The sequence below is a fragment of the Saccharibacillus sp. WB 17 genome (assembly GCF_008634075.2).
GTDB classification, from domain to species: domain Bacteria; phylum Bacillota; class Bacilli; order Paenibacillales; family Paenibacillaceae; genus Saccharibacillus; species Saccharibacillus brassicae.
Genome location: NZ_VPFK02000018.1, coordinates 57,445 through 81,671 on the forward strand (window position 1 = coordinate 57,445; position 24,227 = coordinate 81,671).

17 protein-coding genes and 1 pseudogene are annotated in these 24,227 nt (G+C 56.6%); 3 read left to right on the plus strand and 15 right to left on the minus strand.

Annotation, left to right across the window (positions count from 1 at the left end):
- Positions 1-15 precede the first annotated feature (15 nt).
- From brxC to corA, 8 genes are all read right to left on the minus strand, one after another.
- The gene (gene brxC, locus FTE24_RS09180; RefSeq protein WP_150232438.1) at positions 16-3,543 is read right to left on the minus strand and encodes a BREX system P-loop protein BrxC; all 3,528 of its coding nucleotides are present in this window, start codon (positions 3,541-3,543) and stop codon (positions 16-18) included.
- Between the two features lie 12 nt (positions 3,544-3,555).
- Positions 3,556-4,107, minus strand: a complete 552-nt coding sequence (locus FTE24_RS09185) for a BREX protein BrxB domain-containing protein (RefSeq protein WP_150232440.1) — start codon at positions 4,105-4,107, stop codon at positions 3,556-3,558.
- A 13-nt stretch (positions 4,108-4,120) separates the two neighbouring features.
- Positions 4,121-4,702, minus strand: a complete 582-nt coding sequence (locus FTE24_RS09190) for a BrxA family protein (protein ID WP_150232442.1) — start codon at positions 4,700-4,702, stop codon at positions 4,121-4,123.
- A 222-nt stretch (positions 4,703-4,924) separates the two neighbouring features.
- Positions 4,925-6,883 carry a 23S rRNA (uracil(1939)-C(5))-methyltransferase RlmD gene (rlmD, locus tag FTE24_RS09195; RefSeq protein WP_150232444.1) on the minus strand — a complete coding sequence of 653 codons (1,959 nt, stop codon included), beginning with the start codon at positions 6,881-6,883 and terminating at the stop codon, positions 4,925-4,927.
- Between the two features lie 659 nt (positions 6,884-7,542).
- Positions 7,543-8,424, minus strand: coding sequence for a diacylglycerol kinase (locus FTE24_RS09200; protein WP_150232446.1), 882 nt, complete (start codon positions 8,422-8,424; stop codon positions 7,543-7,545).
- A 210-nt stretch (positions 8,425-8,634) separates the two neighbouring features.
- Positions 8,635-9,405: a sirohydrochlorin chelatase gene (locus tag FTE24_RS09205; protein ID WP_150232448.1), complete on the minus strand. Its 771-nt coding sequence runs from the start codon at positions 9,403-9,405 to the stop codon at positions 8,635-8,637.
- A 4-nt stretch (positions 9,406-9,409) separates the two neighbouring features.
- Complete coding sequence (locus FTE24_RS09210; RefSeq protein WP_141448471.1) at positions 9,410-9,700, minus strand: YerC/YecD family TrpR-related protein; 291 nt, start codon at positions 9,698-9,700, stop codon at positions 9,410-9,412.
- Between the two features lie 252 nt (positions 9,701-9,952).
- Entirely contained in the window at positions 9,953-10,909 is a 957-nt protein-coding gene (gene corA, locus FTE24_RS09215; protein ID WP_150232450.1) for a magnesium/cobalt transporter CorA, read from the minus strand.
- A gap of 206 nt (positions 10,910-11,115) precedes the next feature.
- On the opposite strand from corA, the gene FTE24_RS09220 reads away from it, so the two are divergent.
- Entirely contained in the window at positions 11,116-12,219 is a 1,104-nt protein-coding gene (locus FTE24_RS09220; RefSeq protein WP_141448469.1) for a LacI family DNA-binding transcriptional regulator, read from the plus strand.
- Positions 12,220-12,494: 275 nt separating this feature from the next.
- On the opposite strand, the gene FTE24_RS09225 is transcribed toward FTE24_RS09220, so the two are convergent.
- The 5 genes from FTE24_RS09225 to FTE24_RS09245 all read right to left on the minus strand — a co-directional run bounded on the left by FTE24_RS09225 (position 12,495) and on the right by FTE24_RS09245 (position 18,706).
- Positions 12,495-13,769, minus strand: a complete 1,275-nt coding sequence (locus FTE24_RS09225) for an AGE family epimerase/isomerase (RefSeq protein ID WP_150232452.1) — start codon at positions 13,767-13,769, stop codon at positions 12,495-12,497.
- Between the two features lie 278 nt (positions 13,770-14,047).
- The gene (locus tag FTE24_RS09230) at positions 14,048-14,989 is read right to left on the minus strand and encodes a hypothetical protein (protein WP_150232454.1); all 942 of its coding nucleotides are present in this window, start codon (positions 14,987-14,989) and stop codon (positions 14,048-14,050) included.
- 133 nt (positions 14,990-15,122) lie between these two features.
- Positions 15,123-16,115, minus strand: a complete 993-nt coding sequence (locus FTE24_RS09235) for an inorganic phosphate transporter (protein ID WP_150232456.1) — start codon at positions 16,113-16,115, stop codon at positions 15,123-15,125.
- Positions 16,116-16,289: 174 nt separating this feature from the next.
- Complete coding sequence (locus FTE24_RS09240; protein ID WP_141448465.1) at positions 16,290-16,904, minus strand: DUF47 domain-containing protein; 615 nt, start codon at positions 16,902-16,904, stop codon at positions 16,290-16,292.
- A 986-nt stretch (positions 16,905-17,890) separates the two neighbouring features.
- Entirely contained in the window at positions 17,891-18,706 is an 816-nt protein-coding gene (locus FTE24_RS09245) for an alpha/beta hydrolase (RefSeq protein ID WP_141448463.1), read from the minus strand.
- Between the two features lie 189 nt (positions 18,707-18,895).
- Here FTE24_RS09245 and FTE24_RS09250 point away from each other — a divergent pair, with 189 nt between their 5' ends.
- Both FTE24_RS09250 and FTE24_RS09255 read left to right on the plus strand, forming a co-directional pair.
- Positions 18,896-19,549 carry a YukJ family protein gene (locus tag FTE24_RS09250; RefSeq protein WP_150232459.1) on the plus strand — a complete coding sequence of 218 codons (654 nt, stop codon included), beginning with the start codon at positions 18,896-18,898 and terminating at the stop codon, positions 19,547-19,549.
- Positions 19,550-19,628: 79 nt separating this feature from the next.
- Positions 19,629-20,270 carry a DUF1129 family protein gene (locus tag FTE24_RS09255; RefSeq protein ID WP_160441708.1) on the plus strand — a complete coding sequence of 214 codons (642 nt, stop codon included), beginning with the start codon at positions 19,629-19,631 and terminating at the stop codon, positions 20,268-20,270.
- A gap of 163 nt (positions 20,271-20,433) precedes the next feature.
- On the opposite strand, the gene FTE24_RS09260 is transcribed toward FTE24_RS09255, so the two are convergent.
- Positions 20,434-22,905 carry a GH36-type glycosyl hydrolase domain-containing protein gene (locus FTE24_RS09260; RefSeq protein ID WP_150232461.1) on the minus strand — a complete coding sequence of 824 codons (2,472 nt, stop codon included), beginning with the start codon at positions 22,903-22,905 and terminating at the stop codon, positions 20,434-20,436.
- Positions 22,906-23,028: 123 nt separating this feature from the next.
- Positions 23,029-24,227 (minus strand): annotated as a pseudogene (locus FTE24_RS09265) (glycoside hydrolase family 2 protein); the annotation flags it as partial.

Below are 24,227 nucleotides of genomic sequence, written 5' to 3' on the forward strand. Positions count from 1 at the left end.
CTGTCTCCTATACCATTAACGTTCTCTAACAATGGTCCCTTCCGATAATTTAGCTAACAGTTCTGCTCGTAGCCTTGTCAGGGCTTCTTCTATATCTCTTTCGCTTTCGAAACGATCTTGTTTGGCAAAAAGAGTCTGCATAACATTTCCAGCACCATAAAATACAATTGGCGATTTATATTCTTCACTCTCCTGCTGGACAAGTTCATTGAGCTTTTGTTTTGTACTACTTAAAATAAAAGTCGCCTGATTTGCCATACTAGTTAACTGTGGTATTTCTGTGGCTCGAATTACGCTCTGTTCTATGGAGACTAACTCCATCTTAGCTTGTTCGATTACCAATTCTTGTTCCTTACTATCTTGTGGTAATTGATCGAGCTGTTGTTCCGCAATCTTAAGCGACACCGTAGCACGTTGTCGTTCTATTTCCAAATATTTCTTCCAATAGGCTATTAGTTCTTGCTGCAAATTTTGCAATTTTCTAAGGTTTTGTCCCGGTAGACGATCAGACTCTATCATTTTCTTAAATTGTAGCGCACTGGCTTGAATAGAATCTGCTGACAAGGTAGCTAAGTTGATATCTTGTCGATGTATATTAGCAAAATGCTCGATTTCCTTAAAGGCCATGTAGTCCCGGCCTTCTAGATAAAAATCGGATAAGTCACTCAATGTTTCACTTGCTTCAACGAAAGTGTCTACGCCAGCTCTTTGAAACCAAGCTAATTTCGCCTTCTCATCTGGTTGTGCTTTATATAAGCCAATTGATGCCTGAATAGTTACTACATCTTTTAATCCTGGATGATACTGCAGAGCATTCATTTTATGTTCAATTTCGCTGAGCGGTTCATAGAATTTTTGATTGACTTGTTCGTCAATAAAATGAACAATTTCTTCGATCGTTTCTCCTTTGATGGATTCATGGATATCAAAAGCGCGACGAAGAGTATTTGTTAGAACATTTAATTCCTCTTGACTTACTGATGCAACCTGCTCCAACAAAATTTTGGACCTCTCTGATTTTCGATCTAATATAGCAACAAAATCAGTAGTTGCAGGTGTAAGAGGTTTACCACTATATCTCAATTTCAGCTTTTGATCGGCATACAGAGCTAACACAACACCTATCGTATCGCGTTCTTCCCATCCATATGGAGCATCCGTATAGCGATCCACAAGCATTTCCAAAGTAACTACATTTTTATTAAACATTGCATTCAAAAATTGATTGACATCATAGCAACCCGATGGAGAATAGGCTTCTAGCGAATTGAAATTTCCAGTCGCTAGTTTGTCCCAATCTTCTTTATATGTTTTTAAAGCTAACGAAGTTACTAGTTGCATCTTTGTATAGGTTTTAGCAATTAGAGTTTTAAATGCATCTTCTAAACGTAAATAAATGTCTCCGCTCTTAATCTGCAATTCTTCGTCATTCACTAGAAAACCTGCTTGTTTTACCGCCAGCTTTAATCGCTCTACTGCTATAGAGTCCAGCTCGTTAGATTCAAACCTTTTCTTCTCTACGACCGCAGCATTATAGTCAACGGTTGGATTGGCTCTAGCATTTCGAACATACCGATCAATTTTTAGCTTTCGATTTAATAAATCAAACACTTCTTGGTACTCATGTTCAGGCAAGCAAATTCGAACTACACCTTCACCGGTAGCTAAAAGCTGATAAGTGCCTGTTTCAACGCGAAGCCTAAGTGCTTCCTGTTTACCACCTTCACGTTGTTGATTATAGTAAGCTTCAAATCTAGTCACTCGTCCATTCACCGTTATGCTACGCCGTTCAACTGGAATGACGGTTGTAAACAAGTGCTTCTGAATGAGAGACTCGATTTCCGAATCTTCAACCTCAATTTGCTTGATTGCTTCGTTAGCTTTTCGTTCTTCACTGGTCAGAAATTCATAAGTGCCATCTAACTTTTTCGAAACGAATAAACGTCGTACTAATCGCTCCAATGAAGTTTCCACTTGAGTTGCAGTTTGGCTCAGGCTACCTTGTACATTTGTAATCAACATTACGGCCAAGTTATCAATTTCTGATCTAACTGTTGTGTTTTCTAGGCCACGGACAAAATATAACAAGTGAAGAACAGGTAAATCTTTGGTTTCTAATTTCCCTTCTTTAATAAGATCGCTTGCATGTTTCATTGTATTCACAATAACCGGGTCTAATTGTTGTTCAATAGAAGGATAATATTCTGCCATAGATACCAGGCTGCCTAATTGTTCGTCACGACTTTGTAGAATAGCTAACTGTGCCGCTGCAATGATTGTTCTTTCCCCTTGTGAAGTACTGGCTCCCCCTTCACCCTGCTCTCGAATTTTTTGAAATATAGCCTGCAACATAGGAATCTCATAAGGTACCAACGGATACATAGCGATGAATTCCTCTTCGTCCTGATAACCACCGCTAAATTTTGTTGTGTCATTCTTGAAAGCTAATGTAGTTTGAAGAAGATCTTTTTGGTTCTGATAGATCTTTTGAAGTGCCGTTATAGCTTCAGGCTTCTTTTCTAACAAACGCTTCTTAATTACTTCATCTGTATCGCTACTAGTTAAATTGATTCGGGATTTGAAACGCGCTTGAATTTTAGAATAATCATCTTCTTTTCCGTCTTTCGTTACATCGTTCAAGCTTTTCTGAGAAGTTACAACTACCCATACTTGTCCCAATCCGATTGAACCAAACAACTCTACAATAGTTTGGAGTTCCAAAATAAGCTGCGAGTTATTGCCAATATATTGGCTGATCTCATCAATAAGGAAGATCAATCTATAATCAGGGTTTCTGTTTTTGGCATAGTTAGAAATCAGTTTGACGATATCTTCAATCGTCAAATCAACCTCACTCATAAAAAGTGACTTGGCATCTGCACCATCATAACCAATCATTTGTAACGCTATTTCAGCCTTCTTGGAGTATAACTTGACCTTATCTCGTCCTTCTGACCAAGTTTGGTTCGTAGACTCTTTGAAAGCCGCAATGAATGCTTCATATTTATTATCTTCTAAGAGGTGATGTTCTCCTTGTGCAATTTTGGCATATTTCGATAAACCGATCATTTCATTAAACTTGTTATATAAAATCTCGGCTATACCTGACTTCTCATTTTTTTTCATTGTAGACTGTGCACTGATGTTAAAAGTAATAGTTTGGTTCTGCATTTTTACTGCTTCATCAATCCATGTCTGGAGCTCAGAGTCTGTTGTTTTTTCCTTGAGAAAATCAGCAGGACTCTTTTCTATTCCCTCAGGCCCTAAGGCTGCTTTATTCTCCAGCATATAGCCGATTATTTTCATAAAGTGAGATTTTCCTGAACCAAAAAAACCGGCAATCCATACTGCCGTGTCAGTGGTAGGCGCATCTTTTGATTTTATATAATGATTCAGAAAGTCTTTAAGCTGCTTCTCACCTTCAGTTGTTAAGACAAACTCCTCAAGCTCGTTATACCGAATTTCATTATTATGTTGTTCAGCTTGGATTACTGCTTGAATAGGGCGACCAATTTTTTTTTGGAATATATCTTGAAGTTGCATATGTTTCCTCCATTACGCTATGATATAAATTTGATATTCGTCCTCTGTAGCTTCATGACGGCCAAACAAGCTTAACTGGGTTCCATTAAATATGCCCGGGTAGAAGACTACAATCCGCCGCGAATTACCCGATACTGCCAGACGCTTCAACAACCCACTCACATGAATAAAAGGATAAGCAGTTCCAACGCCCGTTAGTAAAATAAGTTCTGCCTCACCAGCTAATACATTAAAGCCTTCTACAATGGATTCTCCATCATTAAGTGTAGGTTCGACTGCTTCTAAAACTTCGGCTAGTCCTTCTGTTTTTATCATTTCATCGATGGCTTCTAAATCATCTTTAAAAACTTCTTGAAATACATCAAATAGATTCACTTCGACTACTGCTTTGCCGACTGTTTCAGCCCTATCCAGAAGCTTAGCCGTTCCCTCTAAGACTATATGCTCTTCCTCTAACTGATAAACAAACAGATAATAAGGAATAATGGTTCTTTGTTGTTCTAAAAAATCGTCATCGAAAAGCCGCCGTTCCAGAGTTAATAAACGTTCTTGTATTTGTTCCACAGTTTACCATCCTTCAAATTGTTAAGTGATAAGGCGTTCTTCTTTCAAAGTAAGCTGTAGTCTTATCCGAAAGTAATAGTTGATATACTTGAAAGGAACCCGGACTTACTTTTTTTATTAAATTCCCTTTTTGCAACATAGTGAAGATCTGGGTTCTAATGCGCCTTATACTACTGTCTGACCAGCTTAATAATTCAGGCTCTTGAGTATGCTTATGTTGATAAAATTGATCGAACTCACCTATAAATACAGGCCGATCAATACGATCCATTCTAGTCACAAGCCATTCAAATACGAACTCGTATGGCAATCGATAGACTTCTAGATAACTCATTAAAATAAGGGCTGCTTTATCATTCGTGTTTGCTTGAGCTAGAAGTTCCAATCCCTCGTCGCCAAGAGCTATCGCACGACGACTTATACGACCTATTCTTCGGGCAGCCGCCTCCAATGTTCGTTCATTCAATATATTTAATTCTAAAAAGTCGTTCTTTACTTTGTAATGATTTCGTTCTGCCATATAACGATCAGCGTATAAAGTTAACTCGTCTCCATACCACTGCTCTGCTGTTTGGATAACGTATCTTTCTTTCATATTCAAGCCACCTGCTTCATATACTTTATTTCTTCATTGTAGCATCGGTAAATAATCTTTACAGCATTATTCTCATTTAATCCCTGCTAATGTCTAACATGAGTTTATTTGAAATTCAATATTGATCAATATAAAATTTGAGACAGTTCCATGCATTTCAATGTATATAAAAAGACGCGAGCAAGCTCGCGTCCCCAATTCGTCCCCATCTTACCTATTCCCTTACTCCAAGCCCTGCCGCACCAGCAAAGCAACAGCCTCCACATGCACCGTCTGCGGGAACATATCCACCGGCTGTACCTTCGTCGTCTTGAACCCGCCGTCTTCCAGCACGCGCAGGTCGCGCGCGAGAGTAGCCGGGTTGCAGGAGACGTAGACGACGCGCTGCGGCTTCATCTCGATGATCGTCTCCAGCAGGCGGATGTCGCAGCCTTTGCGCGGGGGATCGACGACGATGACGTCGGGCGTGACCCCCTGCTCGCGCCAGCGGGGAATGACGTCTTCGGACGCGCCGACTTCGAATTCGGCGTTGGCGATGCCGTTGATCTCGGCGTTTTTGCGGGCGTCTTCGATCGCTTCCTTGACGATCTCGACGCCGTAGACGCGCTTCGCTTTTTGCGCGAGGAACAAGGAGATGGTGCCGATGCCGCAGTAGGCGTCGATCACGGTCTCTTCGCCGGTCAGGCCGGCATACTCCAGCGTTTTGCCGTACAGCACTTCGGTCTGGGCCGGATTCACCTGGTAGAAGGAGCGGGCGGAAATGGCGAACTTCACGTCGCCGATGTAATCGTGAATGACTTCCTGGCCCCACAGGACGGTCGTCGTCTCCCCGAAAATAACGTTTGTCTGGCGCAGGTTGGCGTTATGGCAGATACTCTGCACGCCGGGGACGCGCTCGCGGATCGCGGCGATCCACTGCTCGGACTTGGGCAGCCGCTCGCTGTTCGTGACGAGCACGACCATTTTCTCACCGGTTGAAAAAGCGACTTTGACGACGACATGCCGCAGCAGGCCGCGGCCGGTCTCTTCGTCGTAAGCGGCGATGCCCAGCTCGCGGCCGATCGCTTTGACGGTCTCGACCATCTCGTCGTTGGCTTCGTGCTGAATGATGCACGTCTCCATATCGACGATGCGGTGGGTGCCGCGCGCGTAGAAGCCGCCGATCAGGCGGCCGTGCTCCTCGCCCATCGGCACCTGCGCTTTGTTGCGGTAGCGCCACGGGTCGCTCATGCCGAGCGTCGGCGGCACGAGCACGCCGGGCGCCTCTTCGCCGGCTGCGTCAGCGCCGGAACCCGGAGCCGCCGCCTCTTCCGCGGCCGCGTCGGCGCTTTGCGCGCCGCCCGCGTCACCAAGCGCGGCCGAGCCGCCTTCCGGCGCCGGCCCGTTCTCGCGGCCTTCGCCGCCGCCGAATGCCGCTGCCTCAAGCGCCGGCAGAGGCTGGCCCGAAGAAGCTTCGGGCGCGTAGCCGGCAGCGAGGCTGCCGCCGCTTCCGCTCTCCGCGGCGGCCGGCGACACTTCGTAAGCCGCATCGCCCGCCCGGCCCGCTTCGCCGGGTCCGGCCGCATGGGCGCCGGCTTCCGCCGTATCGGCGGACACGCGCGTGTCGCCTTCAAGCGGCTCGCCCGCTCCGCCTGAAGCTTCGCCTGCGGACGGCGCGCCGAACGCGCGCACGTTCAGCTTGCCGATCCGCTGCAGGCTGTCCGCGACCTGCTGCCGCTTCCATTCGAGCTGCGCCGGATAATCCATGTGCTGGATCTGGCAGCCGCCGCAGCGGTCGAAGATTTCGCACGGCGCTTCGACGCGCGAAGGGCTGGCCTGCAGCAGCAGGTTCATTTTGGCATAGCCGTACTGCTTTTTGGTGTTGATCACTTTGGCCGAGATTTTCTCGCCTGGCAGTGCGCCCGGCACGAACAGCGTGTAGCCGTCCGCGCGGCCGACGCCTTCGCCGTTATGGTTCATGCCGATGATGTCGAGATTGACTTCGTCGTTCTTGGCGACCGGCAGTCCTTCGATTTCTTCTTCCGGGCGCGCTCCGCCGCGTCCGCGGCCGGCGTTCGTCCGGCCTGCGCCGCCGCGGCGGCTGCCGCCTGCGGACGATCCGACCGGCGGTTTGCTTTTGCCTCCGCGCCCCTGCCCGCCGCTTTTGCCCGCGCTGCCGCGGCTGCTGTTGTTTTTGTTCATTCTATTCACTTCTTTCGCTTATATTCATGAAGGAGTCTTTTGTAAAAAAGGTCGGGTCGAGGTTACATTGCTTTTTGGGACACGTAACCCCGATTTTAGCCGTATAGGCCAAGCCACATTGCCGAAAAAGCAACCTGGAACGTCTTTTTCAATGGTTATGGCCCGGTTTCGCGCTCTACATGTCCCAAAAAGCAGCGCAGCTTCCAGCATGCGGCCTTTTGGAGTTCTACGTTGCCTTCGAAGCAGCGTAAGTGATGCACCGTGAGTCTTACACTAGTCACACACTAGTCCAGGCCGGGCATTCGCCCCTATGCGCTCTGCACATCCTACACACCCTGCCTTTCAAGCGTACGCGCCTCTTTTTCCGGACACGCCAAAAAGGAGGATGCCCTCCGACCGGCGCGCTGCTCTGCCGCCGGACGCGGTTCTTCCTCCCGTATTGTAACACGTTATGCGCGGCCGGCGGGACCCGATTTTCGTCCGCGCCCCGCCGGGCCGCTCCTGACCGCAGCCGCAGCCTCAACAGCCGTACTCGCATCCGCCAACCGCCGCTCCTGACCGCAGCCGCAGCAGTCGTACTCGCCGCCGCCAACCGCCGCACCCGCAAGCCATGCGCAGCGAAGCCGGGCCGCTTCCGGGCTGCCGCCTTTTATACAACCTTACGCGAACACCCGCAGATGCTGCGGCAGCACTTCGAACACGCCGGGCAGCTTGCCGCCGAGTTCGCCGTCCAGATTGAGCAGGACGTTGTTCGGCGACGTTACTTCAAGCCGCTTCGTGCGGAAATAGATCAGGTTCGGATCGTTGAAATGATCGCCGCGCTGCGCCATCGAGACGACGCGGATCAGTTCGGCCAGATTGCACTTTTTGAGCAGGATCACGTCGAGCAGGCCGTCGTCGATCCGCGCGTCGGGCATCAGTTTCTCGAACCCGCCGACCGAATTCGTATTGCCGATCAGGAAGATCATGAATTCGCCTTCGATCTCGCCCTGGCCTTCCGCCTCGATCTTGAGCTGCATCGGCGTTAGATTGACCATCTTCTCGATGCCTTTGAAGTAGTAGGCGAGCTGGCCGATCATCGTCTTGAGGCGGCTCGGCACTTCGTACGTCAGTTCCGTGAGCGAGCCGCCGCCCGCGATATTGATGAAATAGCGATCGTTCGCCCGTCCCACGTCGATCGGCCGCGATTCGCCCCGCAGCACGAGATCGCAGTAATCTTCCCACTGCCTCGAAATGCCGAGCGCCCGCGACAGATCGTTTGTCGTGCCGAGCGGGAACACGCCGAGATCCGGCCGGTGCTCCTGATCGGCGAGGCCGTTGACGACCTCGTAGATCGTGCCGTCGCCGCCCGCGGCAATAACAATGTCGTAGCCCCGCTGCGCCGCGTCGATTGCCGCGAGCGTCGCGTCGCCTTCTCCCGTCGTCGCATGCACCGTCGTCTCGATTCCGCCTTCATCGAGGCGCTGCAAAATATCCGGCAGCCGGCGCCGCATCTCTTCCCGTCCGGAAGTCGGATTGTAGATCAGCCTCGCTCTTCTCATCTATCGAACTCCACCTGTTCCTTATAGGTTCTTGCCGCCCGGCGCCCGAAGGCGCGGCGGCCTTGTGTACAACTCGAAGCGAAGGCCGCCGCTCTCGCGGAACCTTCGCTTCAGGTAAGACTTGCTCTCGATTGTGCGTATGTGCGTAACATTCGCGTGACCACAGCCCCGCCCGATCCGAAGACCGCCGGATGTTCCGCCGCGCCCAAATCAAGCTTCAGCTTCGACGCGGGCAAGCAGATCTTCGACCTGCCGCTCGATCCAGACCGGCAGCAGCGGGTGCGGCAGCAGCGCCTCGCCCGTGTAGCCGTAATCCAGTCCTTCGAGCTTGCGCGGAATGACCGTCTGCAGGAAATACCCCGTGCTGAGGAACAGCGGAGCGATCAGCACGCGCCGGCCTTTTCCGATCCATTCCTCCGCTTTGGCGCGCACGTTGTCGGGATTGAGCAGCGCGTAATCGCACAGCAGTCCGCTCGTCGCGCCGACCCGCTTCGTCAGCGCCGAAGCGCCGGCTTCCCAGCGCTGCCGGAATCCGTCGTGGATACTGCCGTGTCCGACCAGCAGAATCACTTCGCGCTCCGGATTGACCGAAGCCGGCGAGACTTTGTCCCACACCATGCGCGCCACGTCCGGGTCGTCGCCCATCGGGCGTCCGACGTGCATGCGCGCCCGGATCGCGAACGGTTCAAGATCCGTCTCGCGGTCCGGCGCGTCCTTCATGCCGAGCGCGTATTCGATCTCGTCGATATGCGTGCTGCCTTCCGACACGAACAGCATCACGGCCAAAATGTCCGTAACGCCTTCCGACTCCAGCGCGTCGATGCCATGCTGGATCGACGCGCCTTCCACATTGCCCAGAAACGACACCGCGACCGGCATATGTTCCTTGATTCTCACTTCGCCGGCCGCTGCATTGACCGCCTCCACCCATTCGGGCTGAGGCGAACCGTGACTGATGATCAGCGCGCCCGTTTTGTTCATCCGCTTAACGTCCCAGGCGTTCGAGCGTCAGCTTGTATCCGTCGTTGCCGTAGTTGAGGCAGCGCTTCACGCGCGAGATCGTCGCGGTGCTTGCGCCCGTCTCCGCTTCGATCTGGTTGTACGTGCTGCCTTTGCCGAGCATGCGCGCCACTTCAAGGCGCTGCGACAGCGATTGGATCTCGTTGACCGTGCACAAATCGTCGAAAAAGACGTAGCATTCTTCCAGATCCTTGAGCGTCAGAATGGCCTCGAACAATTGATCGACCGTTTTATCGTTTAGTTTTTTCAGCTGCACTGAAAGATCATCCCCTACCGTTTACTGGTGTGTACCGTTTATGTTGGCTTATGCCCGAAGGCCGAATATGTGTGCTTCCTTTATATTGTAGCGGGCCAAGTTATGTTTTTCAAGCGTTAACGGTTTCACGCGATGCAGACCGAACGGACAGACGCGTCCGCCGCATCGCGCTTTGTCGAATTTCCCCGGTAAGAGTGTCCGCCGTCCGCGTACTTTTTTTGCCGCATGCCTTCTTTTCCGCTTAAATGCTCTTTACTTGAACCATCCCCGGCGCCAGAACCATCCGACCATCGTAAGCGCAAGCGTCGCCATGCCTCCGAGCACGAAGAAATAGCCATATTTCCAATGCAGTTCCGGCATATGCTCGAAATTCATCCCGTAGATGCCGGCGATCAGCGTCAGCGGCATGAACACGGTCGTGATAACGGTCAGCGTCTTCATGATCCCGTTCATGCGGTTGGAATTGAGCGAGATATAGCTGTCGCGCAGGTCGGCCGTCATCTCGCGGTTGGAGTCGATCATCTCGGACAGCTTCAACAGGTGGTCGTAAATGTCGGTAAAATACACCCGGTACTCCTTCGAATCGTCGACGTGCTGCGAGTTGATGATCCGGTACAGCAGGTCGCGCATCGGCACGATCGTATGATGCAGCTTGAGCAGCCGGGAGCGCAGGTCGAACACCTGGGCGAGCAGTTGATCGACCGATTCGCGGCGTCCCTTCTCTTCCAGGTCGGCCAGTTCGTCTTCGACGCCGAACACGCACGGGAAATATTCGTCCACCAGCGCGTCGAGCACCAGATAGGCGGCGGCGACGGGATTCGTTTTTTTGGACGGATCGACGGCCCGGGCACGGATACGTTCCCACGCTTCGTCGATCTCCCGCATCCGGTCAAAATGAAACGTGACGAAAAAAGTCGAGCCGAGAAACATGTCGACTTCGCCCGTTTCCTTGCCGCCCCGGCCAAGCGCGTGGGTGATCAGAAACACGTATTTCTCGTGCGGGTCCATCTTGGGACGCTGCACGTCGTTCAGGCAGTCTTCGATCTCCAGCGGGTGAAAATGGAAATAGCTGCCGAGCAGCTCGGTCTCGCGCGTGGTCGGTTTTTGAAAATCGGCCCAAAACCATTTGAACTGCGCCGGGTCGAGCTCGGTCAGCGGAATGTCAAGATGAACCTGGTGGTCGTGCGTTACCGCAAGCGTCCGGATCAAAGCGGCCGCCCTCCTTCTGTTTTCGCTTGGTATGCCGCAAAGGCTTCTCTATCGTAATCCCTCGTCCGAATGCTTGCAATGTTCGCTTGATGCCTTCGCAGCAGCGGGAACGAGGCCGGCGAAGCTAACTTTTTTGTAGATGGACGTTTAAAAAGCGTTTTTGTTATACTCTTGTTATCTAACGATAGGGGCGGGGGAAACGGTTCATGGCCAAAAAAGTAACGATGCAGCAAATTGCCGATCAGCTCGGCGTCTCCAAATTCGTCGTCTCCAAAGCGCTTTCGGGCAAAGGAGGCGTCAGCGAAGCTACCCGGGAACGGGTGATCCAGGCCGCTTCGCAGCTCGGTTACTTCACGCAGCCGCGCGGCTACGGGCAATCGCGCAAAGCGCCCGAGCCGCAGCCGGCCGCGTCCGGCCGCCAATCCGTCCTCGTGCTGATGCCGAACGTCCGCTTCCAGACGCCGGAATCGCTGTACTGGGGACGCATCCTGAACGGCGTCACCGAGACGCTCGAACGCAGCGGGCTGGGCGTCGTCATCTTGTCCGACCAGCGGCTGGACGCCGTGACGAGCATCCTGAACCCCGACGGCTTTCTCGGCTTGATCGGTATCGGGCAAATCTCGACGCCGCTGCTGCTGGAAGTGCACCGCATCGGGCTGCCGACCGTGCTCGTCGATCACGAAGATCCGCTCATTCCGGCGGATACGGTGTTTGCGGGCAATGTCGATGCCAGCATGCGGCTGACGAGCCATCTGATCGGCTGCGGCCACCGCAATTTGCATTTTATCGGCAGCACCGGCTTCTCCAGCAGTTTCCGCGACCGGTGGAACGGCTTCCGCAACGCGCTGGAAGAACAGGGGCTGCCCGTGCAGGACGCGGGCGATCCGATGAACGCGCTGCGCGGCATCGACGGCGCGGACTACGAGCCGGAGCTGCGCCAATGGCTGGCCAAGCGGCGCAAGCAGCGCACGCTGCCGACGGCGCTCGTCTGCGCCAACGACGACGTGGCGCTGGTCGCCCTGCGCAACCTGGAACCGCTCGGCATTCGCGTGCCGGAAGATCTCTCGCTCGTCGGCTTCGACCATATCCACGAAGCCGGTTCGCCGTCTTCGCCGGCGCTGACGACCGTGCACGTGCCCAAGGAAGCGATGGGCCGCCGGGCCGCCCTGCGCCTGATCGAGCGGGCCCGCGATCCCAAAGCGCCGCTGGAGAAGATTCTGATCGCGTCGGAGCTTGTGCTGCGCGGTTCGGTCAAGGAGCTGCGCAGCGAGCCGGAACCGGTAGGCGGGGAATCGGCGCCGATCGGCTGACGTCGTGAGACGTGGAGCACGATCTCTTGAGGCGCTCGCGAAAAAATAGGGCTCGCGCGAAGAAGAAGACCGCACGCCAAGAAGAAAATCACGCACGCAAAAGCGGACAGCCTGGCCCGAGGGGCAGACTGTCCGCTTTTTGGTGTTCGAGACTGCGTGGCGGCGATGCCAAGCAGCGTGCCCGCTTAGGTACCCACATTCCCGGTTGAGCCTCGGCCTTGCTGTCGCACCCGCTGCGCTCTCCCTTACCCGCCGCATAACCGCTTCCCTGCCGCTTAGTGCTGCTGCGACCGGCGTTCCAGCCGTACCCGCATTTCAAGGCAGGCCCGGCTGTTATGGTACGGACATTTCCAGGCGCCGAGCTTCGGTTCCTTGGTGTTCGGCACGCGGTCGTTCGATACGCTCCAATACCATTCGCCGCGCTCGCGGTCCACGAGATGTTCGCGGATAAAGTCCCACGAACGTCCGGCCGCTTCGCGGTACGCTTCGTCGCCCGACAGCTGGTACGCGTTATAGAAGCCGACCATCGCTTCGGCCTGCGGCCACCAGTCTTTGCCGTCGTCGACCAGCGTGCCGTCTTCGGCTTCGTTCCAGAGCCCGCCGTCCGTATCGACGCCGCGCGCCAGTACGGCCTGCGCCATATGGAGCGCGACGACGCGCACGCGTTCGATCAACTCTTCGCCGCCGAGCACTTCGGCCGCTTCGAACAGCAGCCAGCTGCCTTCGATGTCATGTCCGTACGAGACATGGCGCGATTTGCTGTCCCACGCTTCGTCGAAGAACAGCCGGAAATGGCCGGTCTGCGCATCGACGATATGCGTCAGCGTGACTTCCAGCAGCTCCGCAAGCGAGCGGCGCAGCGTCTCCGAAGGCCAGATCCGGTACAGGTTCGTATAACCTTCCAGCACATGCAGATGCGTATTCATCGACTTCTTCTCGTTCAGGTCTTTGCCGCTCAAGCTCAGGTCGTCCGTCGCGGACCAGTCGCGCGCATGCGCTTCGATATAACCGCCGTGCTGCGGGTCGAGGCTGTGCCGCTCCAGCAGCGCGAAGATCCGCCGGCATTCTTCTTCCAGCTCGGCGCGCAGACCGTTCTGCTGTCCGGCCGCGGCGTCTTTGGCCAGCTCATGCTCGCGCAGCGCGTCCAGCGCCAGCGCGTATTCACTCAGCGCGTAGATGACGAACGCTTGTCCGTACACCTGCTTTTTGTCTTCGGATACCGCGCCCTGCGCGGACAGCATCCAATAATAACCGCCGTGCTCGGCATCGGCAAAGTTCGACCGCAAATACCGGTACGCCCGCTCCGCCATGTCCAGATAGGCGATGTCGGCATAGTGCCGGTACGCGGCCGCGAACGTCCACAGAATGCGCGCGTTGAGCACGAGGCTCCGATCCGCTTCGGCATGCACGCCGAGGTCCGCTCCGATCTCGCCCACGAATCCTGCGTCTGTCGGCGAAGGCGCATGCTTCAACCAGAACGCCAAAATATTATGTTTCAACTCCGCGTCCAACTGCTCCATCCATTCCCGATCCGTACGCGTTTCCAACATGAAGCGTCCCCCGTTCAGCTATTTGTTATTTTTTTGTTAGATAAAAAAGATAAACATCTCCGTTCATTTATACTCTTTTTTAGCTGACGATTCAAGTATGGCTGAACGGGTCGCTGGGAAAATTGCGTGAACGAACGGGAAGTCTGCACCGGTTTGTTAGCACACAAACGCAAAAAGCCCGCTCTTCGTCGGCAGACGAAAACGCGGGCTTTGCGGATCGGGTGAATCTATTCAAACGGACGCTTGCGTATCTTCTTCCCGCCGCTACTTCAGCGGCATTACAGACCCAGAATCGTGGACAGCGACGTCGTCGCTTCCATGTAGAACGGCGAACCTTCTTCGTTCTCCGGCATGACGAGGCGGAAAATGTACCCGCTTCCGTCTTCCGCTTCCCAGAGAATATAGTCGCGCATTTCGTTCGCACCGCTGCCTTGCAGGAACAGCGAAGCGTTCATCATCGGACTCTCGACCAGCGTATCGCCGTCGAATTCTTTGACCGTACCGCCGGCTTTTTCAAGCTCGGCCGTTCCCTGCAGGCGCAGATGGTCGACGTTATAGTCGGCCGGAAGCTTCTCGATCTCCGCGTAATAAGCGGGATCTTCGGTCAGCGACAGCCGGTTCGCGGACGCGTCGAGCGTATAGCCGTCCAGCACATAGAGCGAATAACCGTCGCCGTCCTGCAGTTCGCCGGTCAGCGTCTTCGTCTCGCCGTCGCCGACCGCGAAGCTCTCGGTCGCCGGGCGGTCCGTCGACGCGGCTGCGCCGGACGTGCCCTGCCCGGAAGACGTCGAATCGCCTCCTGCTTGCAGCGATCGAATCTCAAGCTGCGGTACGTCGCTGCCTTCGATCGTCCGCTCCACGTAGTCGAAGGAGATCGTATCGCCTTCGTTCAGCCCGTCCAACTGCGCTTCGACGCCTTCGGCCAACTGGAACGAAGTCGGCGTGCCGTCCACATTCACTTCGATCGTGTGCGGATCGGCTTGACCGCCGTATTCGCCGGTCGCCGACAGCACTTCTTCCCCGTCCGGGTCGGCCGGGTCGGCGGGTTCCGCCGGATCGGTCTCTTCCGTTGGAGCGGGGTCGGCCGGCGGTTCTTGGGTACTGTTCGGCGGCACGTCTCCCGGCTCGGGCGCCGGGGCGTTCGCTTGGCCGCACGCGGTCAAAGCAAACGTCAGCAGCAGCGCAGAAGCCAGACTTGCCATTTTCGCAGATTTGTTCATGGTGTACACCTCCTCTCTTTTAGACGGGGTTCGGCCGGAAATTGTTACGCTTTCGTGCAATTCGCGCGCAAAAAAGCCTCCCGGAACGTCCGGAAGGCTTTCTTTTCAACGATAAGGCTCGGCGGCTTCCCGCTTACCAGAACATCAATTTGTAGATCAGTCCCGCCATGATGGCCACGATCGGGATCGTGATGAACCAGGCGACGATGATCCGGCCGGCCATGCCCCACTTGACCTCGCGGAAGCGCTTGGCCGCGCCGACGCCGAGAATCGAAGAAGTGGCGGCATGCGTCGTGCTGATCGGCAGATGCAGCAGCGTCGCGGTGAAGATAACGGAAGCGGACGACACGTCAGCCGCGAACCCGTTGATCGGCTCGATTTTGAAAATCTTCGTACCGAGCGTCTTGATAATCTTCCAGCCGCCGACCGACGTGCCGAGCGCGATCGCGGTCGCCGCGGACAGCTTGACCCACAGCGGAGGCTCCAGCGAGTCCCAACGTCCGGCCGAGATCAGCGCGAACGTCATGATGCCCATCGCTTTTTGCGCGTCGTTGGTGCCGTGCGCGAACGATTGCAGCGCGGCGGTCAGCACCTGCATCGAGCGGAATCCTTTGTTGACCGTGTGCGGGCTGCGCCGTCCTACCGTATATTTGAGAATGATCATGATGATATACCCGACGGCAAACGCGATCAGCGGCGAGAACACGAGCGCTTCGACGATTTCGAGGAACCCTTTCCAGTTGACGCTGCTCGCACCCGCGCCGACGAACACCGCGCCTGCAAGCGCGCCGATCATGGCGTGGGACGACGAAGACGGAATACCGAACCACCACGTCGCGAGGTTCCAGATGATCGCCGCGATCAGCGTCGCGATGACGATCTCGATCCCGTTATTGAGCGTGGTCGGATCGGCGATACTGCCCCCGATCGTCTTGGCCACGCCGGTAAACGTGATGGCGCCGAGGAAGTTCATGCCCGCCGCAAGCAGAATCGCGGTGCGGGGCTTCAGCGCCCGGGTCGATACGGACATCGCGATCGCGTTGGCGGTATCGTGAAATCCGTTGATAAAGTCGAAGGCGAGCGCCAGAAAAACGACAATCGCAAGAACAAATAGAGATGTTTCCATAATGTGTGGACCGCATGAAGAAAGACGGCTACGCCGCATTTGCAGCCTTGCAAATGCCGTGCCGCTGTCCTTTTACGAAACAGGCGCCGAATCCCGGGACATGCCCGCGCGCGAAAGCCGAATTCCGGAAAAAGCGGTCTTGACCTCCTTTGGACCTAAAATGGCAGGCTCCGCTTAGGAGTTGCTCATAATGATGGTTTCCAGAATATCGGCAACGTCTTCGCAGTTGTCGGTCGTCGTCTCCAGGCGTTCGTAGATCTCTTTGCGCTTGATCAGTTCGATCGGGTCGGTTACGTTCGCGAACAGTTCCGTGATGCAGATCCGCAGCAGTTGGTCGCCCTGGTTCTCCAGATCGTTCAGACGGATCGTGTATTCGCGGATCGCCAGCAGCTTTTTCTGCGACAGCAGATGGATCGCTTTCTGGATCTCGTACGCCGATTCGCGCAAAATCTCTCCGAATTGAATCATATATTGGTCCGGCTGGCCCAGGTTGTACATGTAGAAACGCGAAGCGGTAGCTTCCAGTCCGTCCAACACGTCGTCCAGGGTCGTGGCCAGTTTGAGAATGTCGTCGCGCTCAAGCGGGGTGATGAACGTCTTGTTCAGCTCCGTGATGATCGTGTGCGTAAATCCGTCGCATTTGGTCTCGAAATCTTTCATGTCTTTGACGAAGACGTTGACGTCTTTCAAATCGGCGACATGCTTCGAGAAATAATCCGCGGCCTCCACGATCGTATCCGCCATGTCTTCGAGTGTTTGAAAGAAAATATCCTTCTTTTTTACACGCATTTTAAAACCCCTTTTCAAATGTTCAAGGCCAAAAACGGGCAAGGCTTTGAAGCCGCTTCTGCGACCTCCATCATTTTAGCACAACGATGTAAGGGATTAAAGAAAACTTATGCCGATTTTCACACTGTTTTTACAGAAAAACCGACCCCTTTTAACAAAAAGCACCCTTTTTCTGCTTTGCTGTTCTTTTTTGACACTTATGCCGGCTTGGCGGGTTGAACTCACTTTACGTGGCGTTCGTTAAATGAACCTTAAAAGGGGGAAGGAAAAAGATACCGAAGGTGGGAAAAGGGATGGGGAAAGGTGAAAAAGACCGGCGGTCTGATAGGTGGCGAGCTGACGGATGCGGGGTGATTGGAGCGGTGACGAAATGGTGGGGCAGACCGATACAGGTCGCGCTGCGGTAACGCGTATTCGTTCCGATCACGTGCGGAAGTGGGAAGTACGTCGAAAAGGGCGAAAATCTGCGGAAAGGGCCGGAATTTGCGAAAGTACGTCGAAAAGGGCGGAAGTGCGCGAAAAAGAGCAGAAGCGTGCGGAAGCGCGTTGAAGTCGGCGAACCGCGGACGGAAGCTGCCGGCCGCGCGGCAAAGTGCGGCGCAATCGGGCGAAACGCGGAGGTGAACTGCGAGCTGACGCCGCAAGCTAACGCCGCAATTAACGTCCTGAGAGCACTTATTTCGGCTGGAAAGCCGGCGTAAACGAAATAAGTGCTCAAATCCACTTATTTTGCGGGAAAAAGGTGATTTAGACGGACGCGCGCGGAAATAACTGTCGTCACGCAGCTATTCGGCCCAACTCGAACAAAAAGACGGAAATAGTTGTCGTTACGCAGTTATTTCGAGAGCAGACATCGCGAATGATGAATTTTATGTAGAAACTCCCGATAAATCGGGAACAGCAGCCTGAATGGCCCTCCCCTGCTTATAAAAGCGGGTAGTCGGAGGCCAGTGCTGCCAGTAAGCTGCGCAGCATTGGACAAATTTCTAAATTGTCCAGTGCTGCCAGTCGATCTCGTTCTTATGTCGGTCCTGCAGCCAGCGCTTGGTGATGTCGAGCAGTTGGCGGCGGTGGGGGCCGGACGAATAGGTATGGTCGGCCTGGAAGATGATCTCTTTGTCGCAGCGCGAGTCTTCCCGCGTCCAGAACAGCTTCTGGTACAAGAACGCGTAATCGACAGGGATCACGTCGTCCGACGTACCGTGCACGACGAGCACGTCGCCGTAGAACTTGTTCACTTCCTGGAACGGCTGGAACGCGCCGAGCGATTCGAAGAAGCCGGGCGTGAACGAATAGCCCAAATAATCGGCGCTGCCGGTACGCACGGATTCGTCGTACCGCGCCCGGCCGGTGATTTTGACGATATCGTTGAACGGATAGCCGACGGCGGACCAGAGCGCCAGGCTTTTGATCCGGCGATCCCGCACGGCGGTCAGCAGCGCGACCGCGCCGCCCAGGCTGTGCCCGATCAGCGTGACCCGGCTCGGGTCGATGTCCGCGCACGTCATCGCGTAATCAAGCACGGTCCGCGTCTGGCGGATCATCGACTCCATGCCTTCCTCGCCGTAGACGCCGCCGCTCTCTCCGCAGCCCGCGTAGTCGAACCGGACGACCAACTGCCCTTCGGCGGCAAGCTCCCGGCCGGTCGTGACGAACAACCGGTCCACGCCGATCCGGCTGCCCACGAATCCGTGGCAGATGACCGTCAGCGGAAGACGTCCTTCGCAGCCCTGCGAAGTCGGGTAATGAATCGTAGCGGTCAAATCATGCTGTTCGTGGCGGATCAGAATCTGGCGTTCCATGGCGGCAGCCTCCCTGTTTTTAATCCCTAGTTAATTGGTATGAATTATACCCATCTTAACGCCGATCCGTCCCCGTTGTCAATCGGTACGTTCAAGTGCCGTCCGCCCCGCCCGGACGAAGCGGCAGGCCGGCGTAGACCGCCAACCCCGATTGCGCTATGCTTAACGGGATAAAAAGCTCGGGAGGGAATGCCAGTGAGCCGCTACCGGTACGGCGTGCTGAAAGCAAAAGCGATACGGTCCATCCACGGATTCGGCAGTCAGCCGCATTTTCACATTTGCCTGCAAGACGACCGGGGCGTCCAATACCGGGCGTCGATCAATATCCGGTCCAAAGCGTACCCGTCGGAACTGCTCTACCGGATCGGCGCCTGCCTGCCGGATGACGCGGAGCGCCTCAAGCTTCTGCCCGGCGGATTCACGCCGATCGAACGCGGGCTGCCGGTTCGGGGACTGGACTTCGTGCGCCGCCCGCTGCTGCGCCGGGAAGACATGGTGCCGCTGCCGGCCAGCCTGCCGGGACCGGACAACGATCTGAACGAGAAGATCGTCGCCTGTATCGACGCGGCGGTGATCGCCGGCGCGGATCTGTACGTGTTCGGCGACGCCTGGGGACCCGAGCCGAAAACGCCGGATTATTATTTCGGCTTCCGGCCCGGCCGCGGCGTGCACAATATTCATATGAACCAGGGCAACGAAGGCCCGTGGCAGGGCGACAACGGCGCGTTTCGCGACGGCGCGATTCTCGTGCACTTTGCCGACGGGGACCGCTGGGTCGGGCTGTTCCTCGCTTTCCAGTCGCAGTCGTGGCACACCGACGAACGCGGGCAGGCTTTGAAGTAATCTCGCCCGCCTCCATCCCGCTGTGGCTTACCGCCGCGCTTACGTTATTTATTTTCCCATGAGAAGGAGGCTTTCCGGTTTGAGCGTCAGGAAAAAGATTCGCGCGATCAACAAGGTCCGCGACCAACTGAATACCAAAAACGCCGAATATTTCGATGAAGTGATCGTCCATGTGCGGTCGAGCCGCGTGGTCGAGGAGAGCGGCGAAGATTGGCTGCTGGCGCGGGGAAGCGAGCTGATCGCCGCCCAGCAAAAAGGCACGCCGGCGTCCCGGCTGTTCGGGCCCGACCCGATATCTTACGCCGAAGCCGCGCTGACGGACCTGCCCAAACGCCGGCCGGAAGCGACGCTGCGCGCCTATATCCTCGTGCCGTGGACGGCGCTCAGCTGGACGTTTCTGCTGCTGGGACTGACGGCGCTGTTTGCGCCGGAGACGCAGCAGGTCAACACCGGCACGCTGCTTATCGTTATCCTCGGCGCGATCGCCCTGTTCGAAGTGCTGATGCGATTGATCCGGCGCGATCCCGAAGAAGGCGTGCCCGCTCCGCCGAAATTCAACATGCGGGGAATCGGCTCTACGTTGATCGTGCTGATCGCGATCGGCTTTGCCGGCCTGCTGCTGCTTCGCTTCACGCCGGTGATTACGATTCCGTTCCAGATCAGCCTCGTCATCGCGGCGATCGGATTTATCGGGCAGTTTGCGCTGCTGCGCAGACGGTGAGCGGCGGCAGACCGAATTGCCGGCAGATGTTGATCTTGCGGCGTTTCTGGCTGCACATTTTTTCATGCAAAAAGGGAAAGGTCGATCATCGACCTTTCCCTTTTTTTGATTTCGGCTTCAGCTTCGGATTCGGCGCTCAAGCCTGTCCAAAAACGGCTTCCCGCTACAGCAGCACTTCAACGCTAACCGAAGTGCCTGCCGCCTGCACGGGCAGCGTCGATCCTTCGATCCGCTTCCCGTCGACGACGATCTGTTTGACGCCCCGCCCGGCGCCGCTTGCGTTGCGAACTTCGATCTCGTACAGGCAGCCGCGGAAGCGGCGCGACACCCGGTAGCCGTCCCAGTCGGACGGAATGCACGGATCGATAACAAGCCCGTCCGGCGTCGCCCGCACACCCAAAATATGCTGCGTGGCCGCGACGTACATCCAGGCCGCCGTCCCGGTCAGCCACGACACGTTCGCGAGGCCGAACTTGTCGGAGTCCGGTCCGAACAGGTTCGACGCATAGACGTAAGGTTCGGCGCGGTAGCGTTCAAGCCCGGCCTGCTCCATCGCCACGTTCGGGATGAGCTGGCGATAGTATTTGTACGCCAGATCGCCCCGTCCGAGCTTGCACTCCGCGATGATCGCCCACGTGTTGGCATGGCAAAATACCGCGCCGTTCTCGCCCGTGCCGGGATTGTAGTTGGTCAGCGGATCAGCCGGGTCGGGGAAGTCGGTGATCGGCGGATGCAGCTTTTTGAGGCCCAGTTCCGTATCGAGCATCTCGCGGACACTGTCCATCGCGATTCGGCCTTTTTCCCCTTCCGCCATGCCCGACAGCACCGACCACGACTGCGCGTTCAACCACAGCTTGGCCTGATCATGCTCGTCCGTGCCGAGGAACCGACCGTCGTCCATCACGGCGCGCCGGAACCATCTGCCGTCCCAGCCGGCTTCGTTCACCCGCTTTTTCTGGTCGTCGTACAACTTCCGGTAGTGTTCGGCGTCTTCCCCGAATCCGGCCAGGCGCGCCAGATCGATCATTTTGAGCAGCGTCGTACCGAACTGCATCGCTGTCCAGATACTCTCGCCTTTGCCTTCGCGGCAGACGCGGAACAGCTGGTCGTTCCAGTCGGAACGCAGCATAAGCGGGAAGCCGTTTCGGCCCAGATGCCGTTCCGTGAACCGGATCGCCTGCCGCAAATGTTCATAGACGCTGCCTTCGCCTTCGTCGTAATACGCGATCCGTTCGTTCAAAAATCCAGCGTCGCTGCTCTCCGCGATCAGCTCCCAGACAGCCGGCGCCGTCCACAGATGATCGTCCGAATGGATGCTCGTGACCGGGTCCCAACCCTCGTGCGGGAAAAAATAATGGTTCACGTGTCCGTCCGCGTACTGCTGCCCGAGCAGCAGCCTCAGCTTGTCGCGGGCCGCTTCGACATCGTGCGGGGCGACGGCCAGCACGTCCTGCGCCGTGTCCCGAAACCCGACGCCCCGGAACGTCCCGGTCGCGTAGAGCGAGATGTTGCGGGAAAACAGAAAATTGCGCTGCGCCTGATACGGATTCCAAATATTGAGCATGCGCTGCGCGTCCGGGTCCGGCAGTTCGCAGTGCCAGGCGCCGAGATAACGGTCCCACTGCCGGTTCAGCCCGGCTGCAGAACGCGGGACGAATCCCGCCTGCCGCGACCGCTCTACGGCCAGCAGCGCTTCCGCTTCGTCCGGCGCCGTGCCGAGAAACACGTTCAGTTCGCGCGTCTCGCCCGGCGCCAGCGTCAGCTTCATTTGCAGCGCTCCGCACGGATCGCCGCCGAGCAGTTCGGAATTCGTACAGCCGCCGCGCTCGATCGCGAGCGGATTCGATTCGCTGCGGTAGCTGCCGATAAAAGCGTCGCGGTCGCCGTCATAGCCGGCGATCGGCACGTCGGCGGCCATATAGACGATCGGTGTCTCTTCCGGCTTCGGCTGGTTCTCCACGCCGTACCGGTAGAGCAGCACATCCCCTTCCGCATGCGTAACCGAGACCTGATGCTTGTTGTAGCACTGCCACTGAAGCTCGCGCATAAACTCCATCATGCCGAATTCGGCGTACGCGTACACGTCCAGCGTTTTGGCGGCGGCCGAATCGTTCGTCAGCGTCAGGTTCCAGATCAGGGAGTTTTCTTCCGGTCCGACAAAATAGAGCGCGCGGGCGCCCAGCCCGTTTTTGGCGGCCTCGAAACGGGTGTAGCCCATGCCGTGCGTGCTGCGCCAATCGTCGGGTCGTGCATACGCCGGCTCGTTCGTCGGGCACCAATAGCTATGGGGATCGGCGTCCGCGCCCGACTCCCGGATATACAGGTACGGACCCGAGCGGTCGGTCGGCAGATGGAAAAAGCGGTAGCGCGTAATTCTCCAGATCTGAGGCGATTTGTAAAAAGCGACCCCGCCGCCCGCATGCGACAGCATCATATGGAAGGTGCCGTTGGACAAATAGTTCATCCAGGGCGTCGGCAGGTCATGGCGGTAAAATTGAACTTCGCGGGCATGGTCGAGAAAAGCGTACGCGCCGCCGGCCCGGCGTTCGGGCACGGCGGCCGGATCGGGCGCAGACAGCGCGGCGGAGCCGCTGCCGCCCGGGACGGACGCGCGCGAAGATTGGGTAGGTTCCATACTCGGATCACTCCTCGATTGGGATAAAAGGCCGTCGCGGCAAGTAAACGCGGCGGCCTTGCGGAATTCGGGATCGGTTCGGCCGGGGCCCGCCGAGGCGGGTCCGGGCAGGATCGGGTTGTCTCATTTCGGTTCGACCTCGTCGACGGTCATGCGGCAGCGCAAATCGTCTATCGGCCCGCCGTCGGGATGTTGGAAAAAGACGCCGAGCCGAAGGTCCGCTTCTCCGCCGCGCGCGGCGACGATCAGCCGGTTCAGGCCGGGGTGCAGCCGCAGGGCATACTCCGGCGCTTCCAGCGGTTGGCCGTTCAGCCACGCTTCGACGGAAGCGGCGTTTCCGGTCAGGCGCAGGCGCGCCGGACGGTCCGGCTCGGACGGCGGCAGTTGGACGAACGCGCTCAGGAACCAGAGCCCGCCGGCCGAATTCGCGATGCGCATAAGGCCGTCTTCGGCGCCGCGTTCTTTTTTCTTCATCCAGCCGTACAGCCCTTCGCCCAGATTGTTCAGCGAAAATTGCGGGTCGGCGTAATAGGCGCGCATCGCGTCTTCGTCTTGATGCGGTTCGCAGGGCAGCGCCATCATCGATTCGAGCGCAAGCTGGCCGTCGGTCTTGGCGCTGCTCCACAGATCGTCTTCGAACGCCGCGCCCAGATTGGCCAGCAGCCGGGCATACAGGCGCAAGTTTTTGCCCAGCGACGGCCGCGGCAGGATCTGCGAACAGAAGATCGAACCGGCGCCGACGCCAAGCCCGACGACGAAAGCGCCCGGTGGGCGCGCACGGTCGCGGTTCAACTCCACCAGCGCCAAGCGGCTGTATTCCGCGGTCTGCTTGCGGACGAAATAGTCTTTCCAGGCGGTGCCTTCGACGCTCACGCAGATCGGACTCAGGCCCGAAGCTTCGATGCGATGCAGCCCGAGCGGCAGATTCTCGACGTCCCGCGGCGAATGGTGCACTTTGTCCAGGCCGAACAGATCGGCCGGACTCAGGCCGGAGGCGAGCGGATACGCGTAATCCGCTTCCAGCTGGTAAGCTTCGTGGGCCGCCACTTCCACCGGGCGGTCCAATAGGCGCGCCAGCGCTTCGCCGTGCGTCTCGTCGCACGGCAGCACGAGCACCGCGCCGCCGGCTTCGGCGAAGGCGCGGGCCGCCTCCGGCGCTCCGGCTTCGCTCAGCCGGGCGGGTTCGACGAGCAGCAGGCCGGGCTGCGAAGGTGGCGAGAGCGGGCCCGGCGCAGCGGGCGACGGCAAGGGCGGCGGAGCCGCAGCGGGGCCGAGGCGCAGCGGCTCGCCGGGCAGGCGCAGCGCCGCCAGCAGCGCTTCGC

Excerpts from the sequence above, each read along its gene's own strand:
- brxC (WP_150232438.1), bottom strand. The coding sequence starts at position 3,543 with ATGCAACTTCAAGATATATTCCAAAAAAAAATTGGTCGCCCTATTCAA.
- FTE24_RS09190 (WP_150232442.1), bottom strand. The coding sequence starts at position 4,702 with ATGAAAGAAAGATACGTTATCCAAACAGCAGAGCAGTGGTATGGAGAC.
- rlmD (WP_150232444.1), bottom strand. The coding sequence starts at position 6,883 with ATGAACAAAAACAACAGCAGCCGCGGCAGCGCGGGCAAAAGCGGCGGG.
- FTE24_RS09200 (WP_150232446.1), bottom strand. The coding sequence starts at position 8,424 with ATGAGAAGAGCGAGGCTGATCTACAATCCGACTTCCGGACGGGAAGAG.
- FTE24_RS09205 (WP_150232448.1), bottom strand. The coding sequence starts at position 9,405 with ATGAACAAAACGGGCGCGCTGATCATCAGTCACGGTTCGCCTCAGCCC.
- FTE24_RS09220 (WP_141448469.1), top strand. The coding sequence starts at position 11,116 with ATGGCCAAAAAAGTAACGATGCAGCAAATTGCCGATCAGCTCGGCGTC.
- FTE24_RS09225 (WP_150232452.1), bottom strand. The coding sequence starts at position 13,769 with ATGTTGGAAACGCGTACGGATCGGGAATGGATGGAGCAGTTGGACGCG.
- FTE24_RS09230 (WP_150232454.1), bottom strand. The coding sequence starts at position 14,989 with ATGAACAAATCTGCGAAAATGGCAAGTCTGGCTTCTGCGCTGCTGCTG.
- FTE24_RS09235 (WP_150232456.1), bottom strand. The coding sequence starts at position 16,115 with ATGGAAACATCTCTATTTGTTCTTGCGATTGTCGTTTTTCTGGCGCTC.
- FTE24_RS09240 (WP_141448465.1), bottom strand. The coding sequence starts at position 16,904 with ATGCGTGTAAAAAAGAAGGATATTTTCTTTCAAACACTCGAAGACATG.
- FTE24_RS09245 (WP_141448463.1), bottom strand. The coding sequence starts at position 18,706 with ATGGAACGCCAGATTCTGATCCGCCACGAACAGCATGATTTGACCGCT.
- FTE24_RS09250 (WP_150232459.1), top strand. The coding sequence starts at position 18,896 with ATGCCAGTGAGCCGCTACCGGTACGGCGTGCTGAAAGCAAAAGCGATA.
- FTE24_RS09260 (WP_150232461.1), bottom strand. The coding sequence starts at position 22,905 with ATGGAACCTACCCAATCTTCGCGCGCGTCCGTCCCGGGCGGCAGCGGC.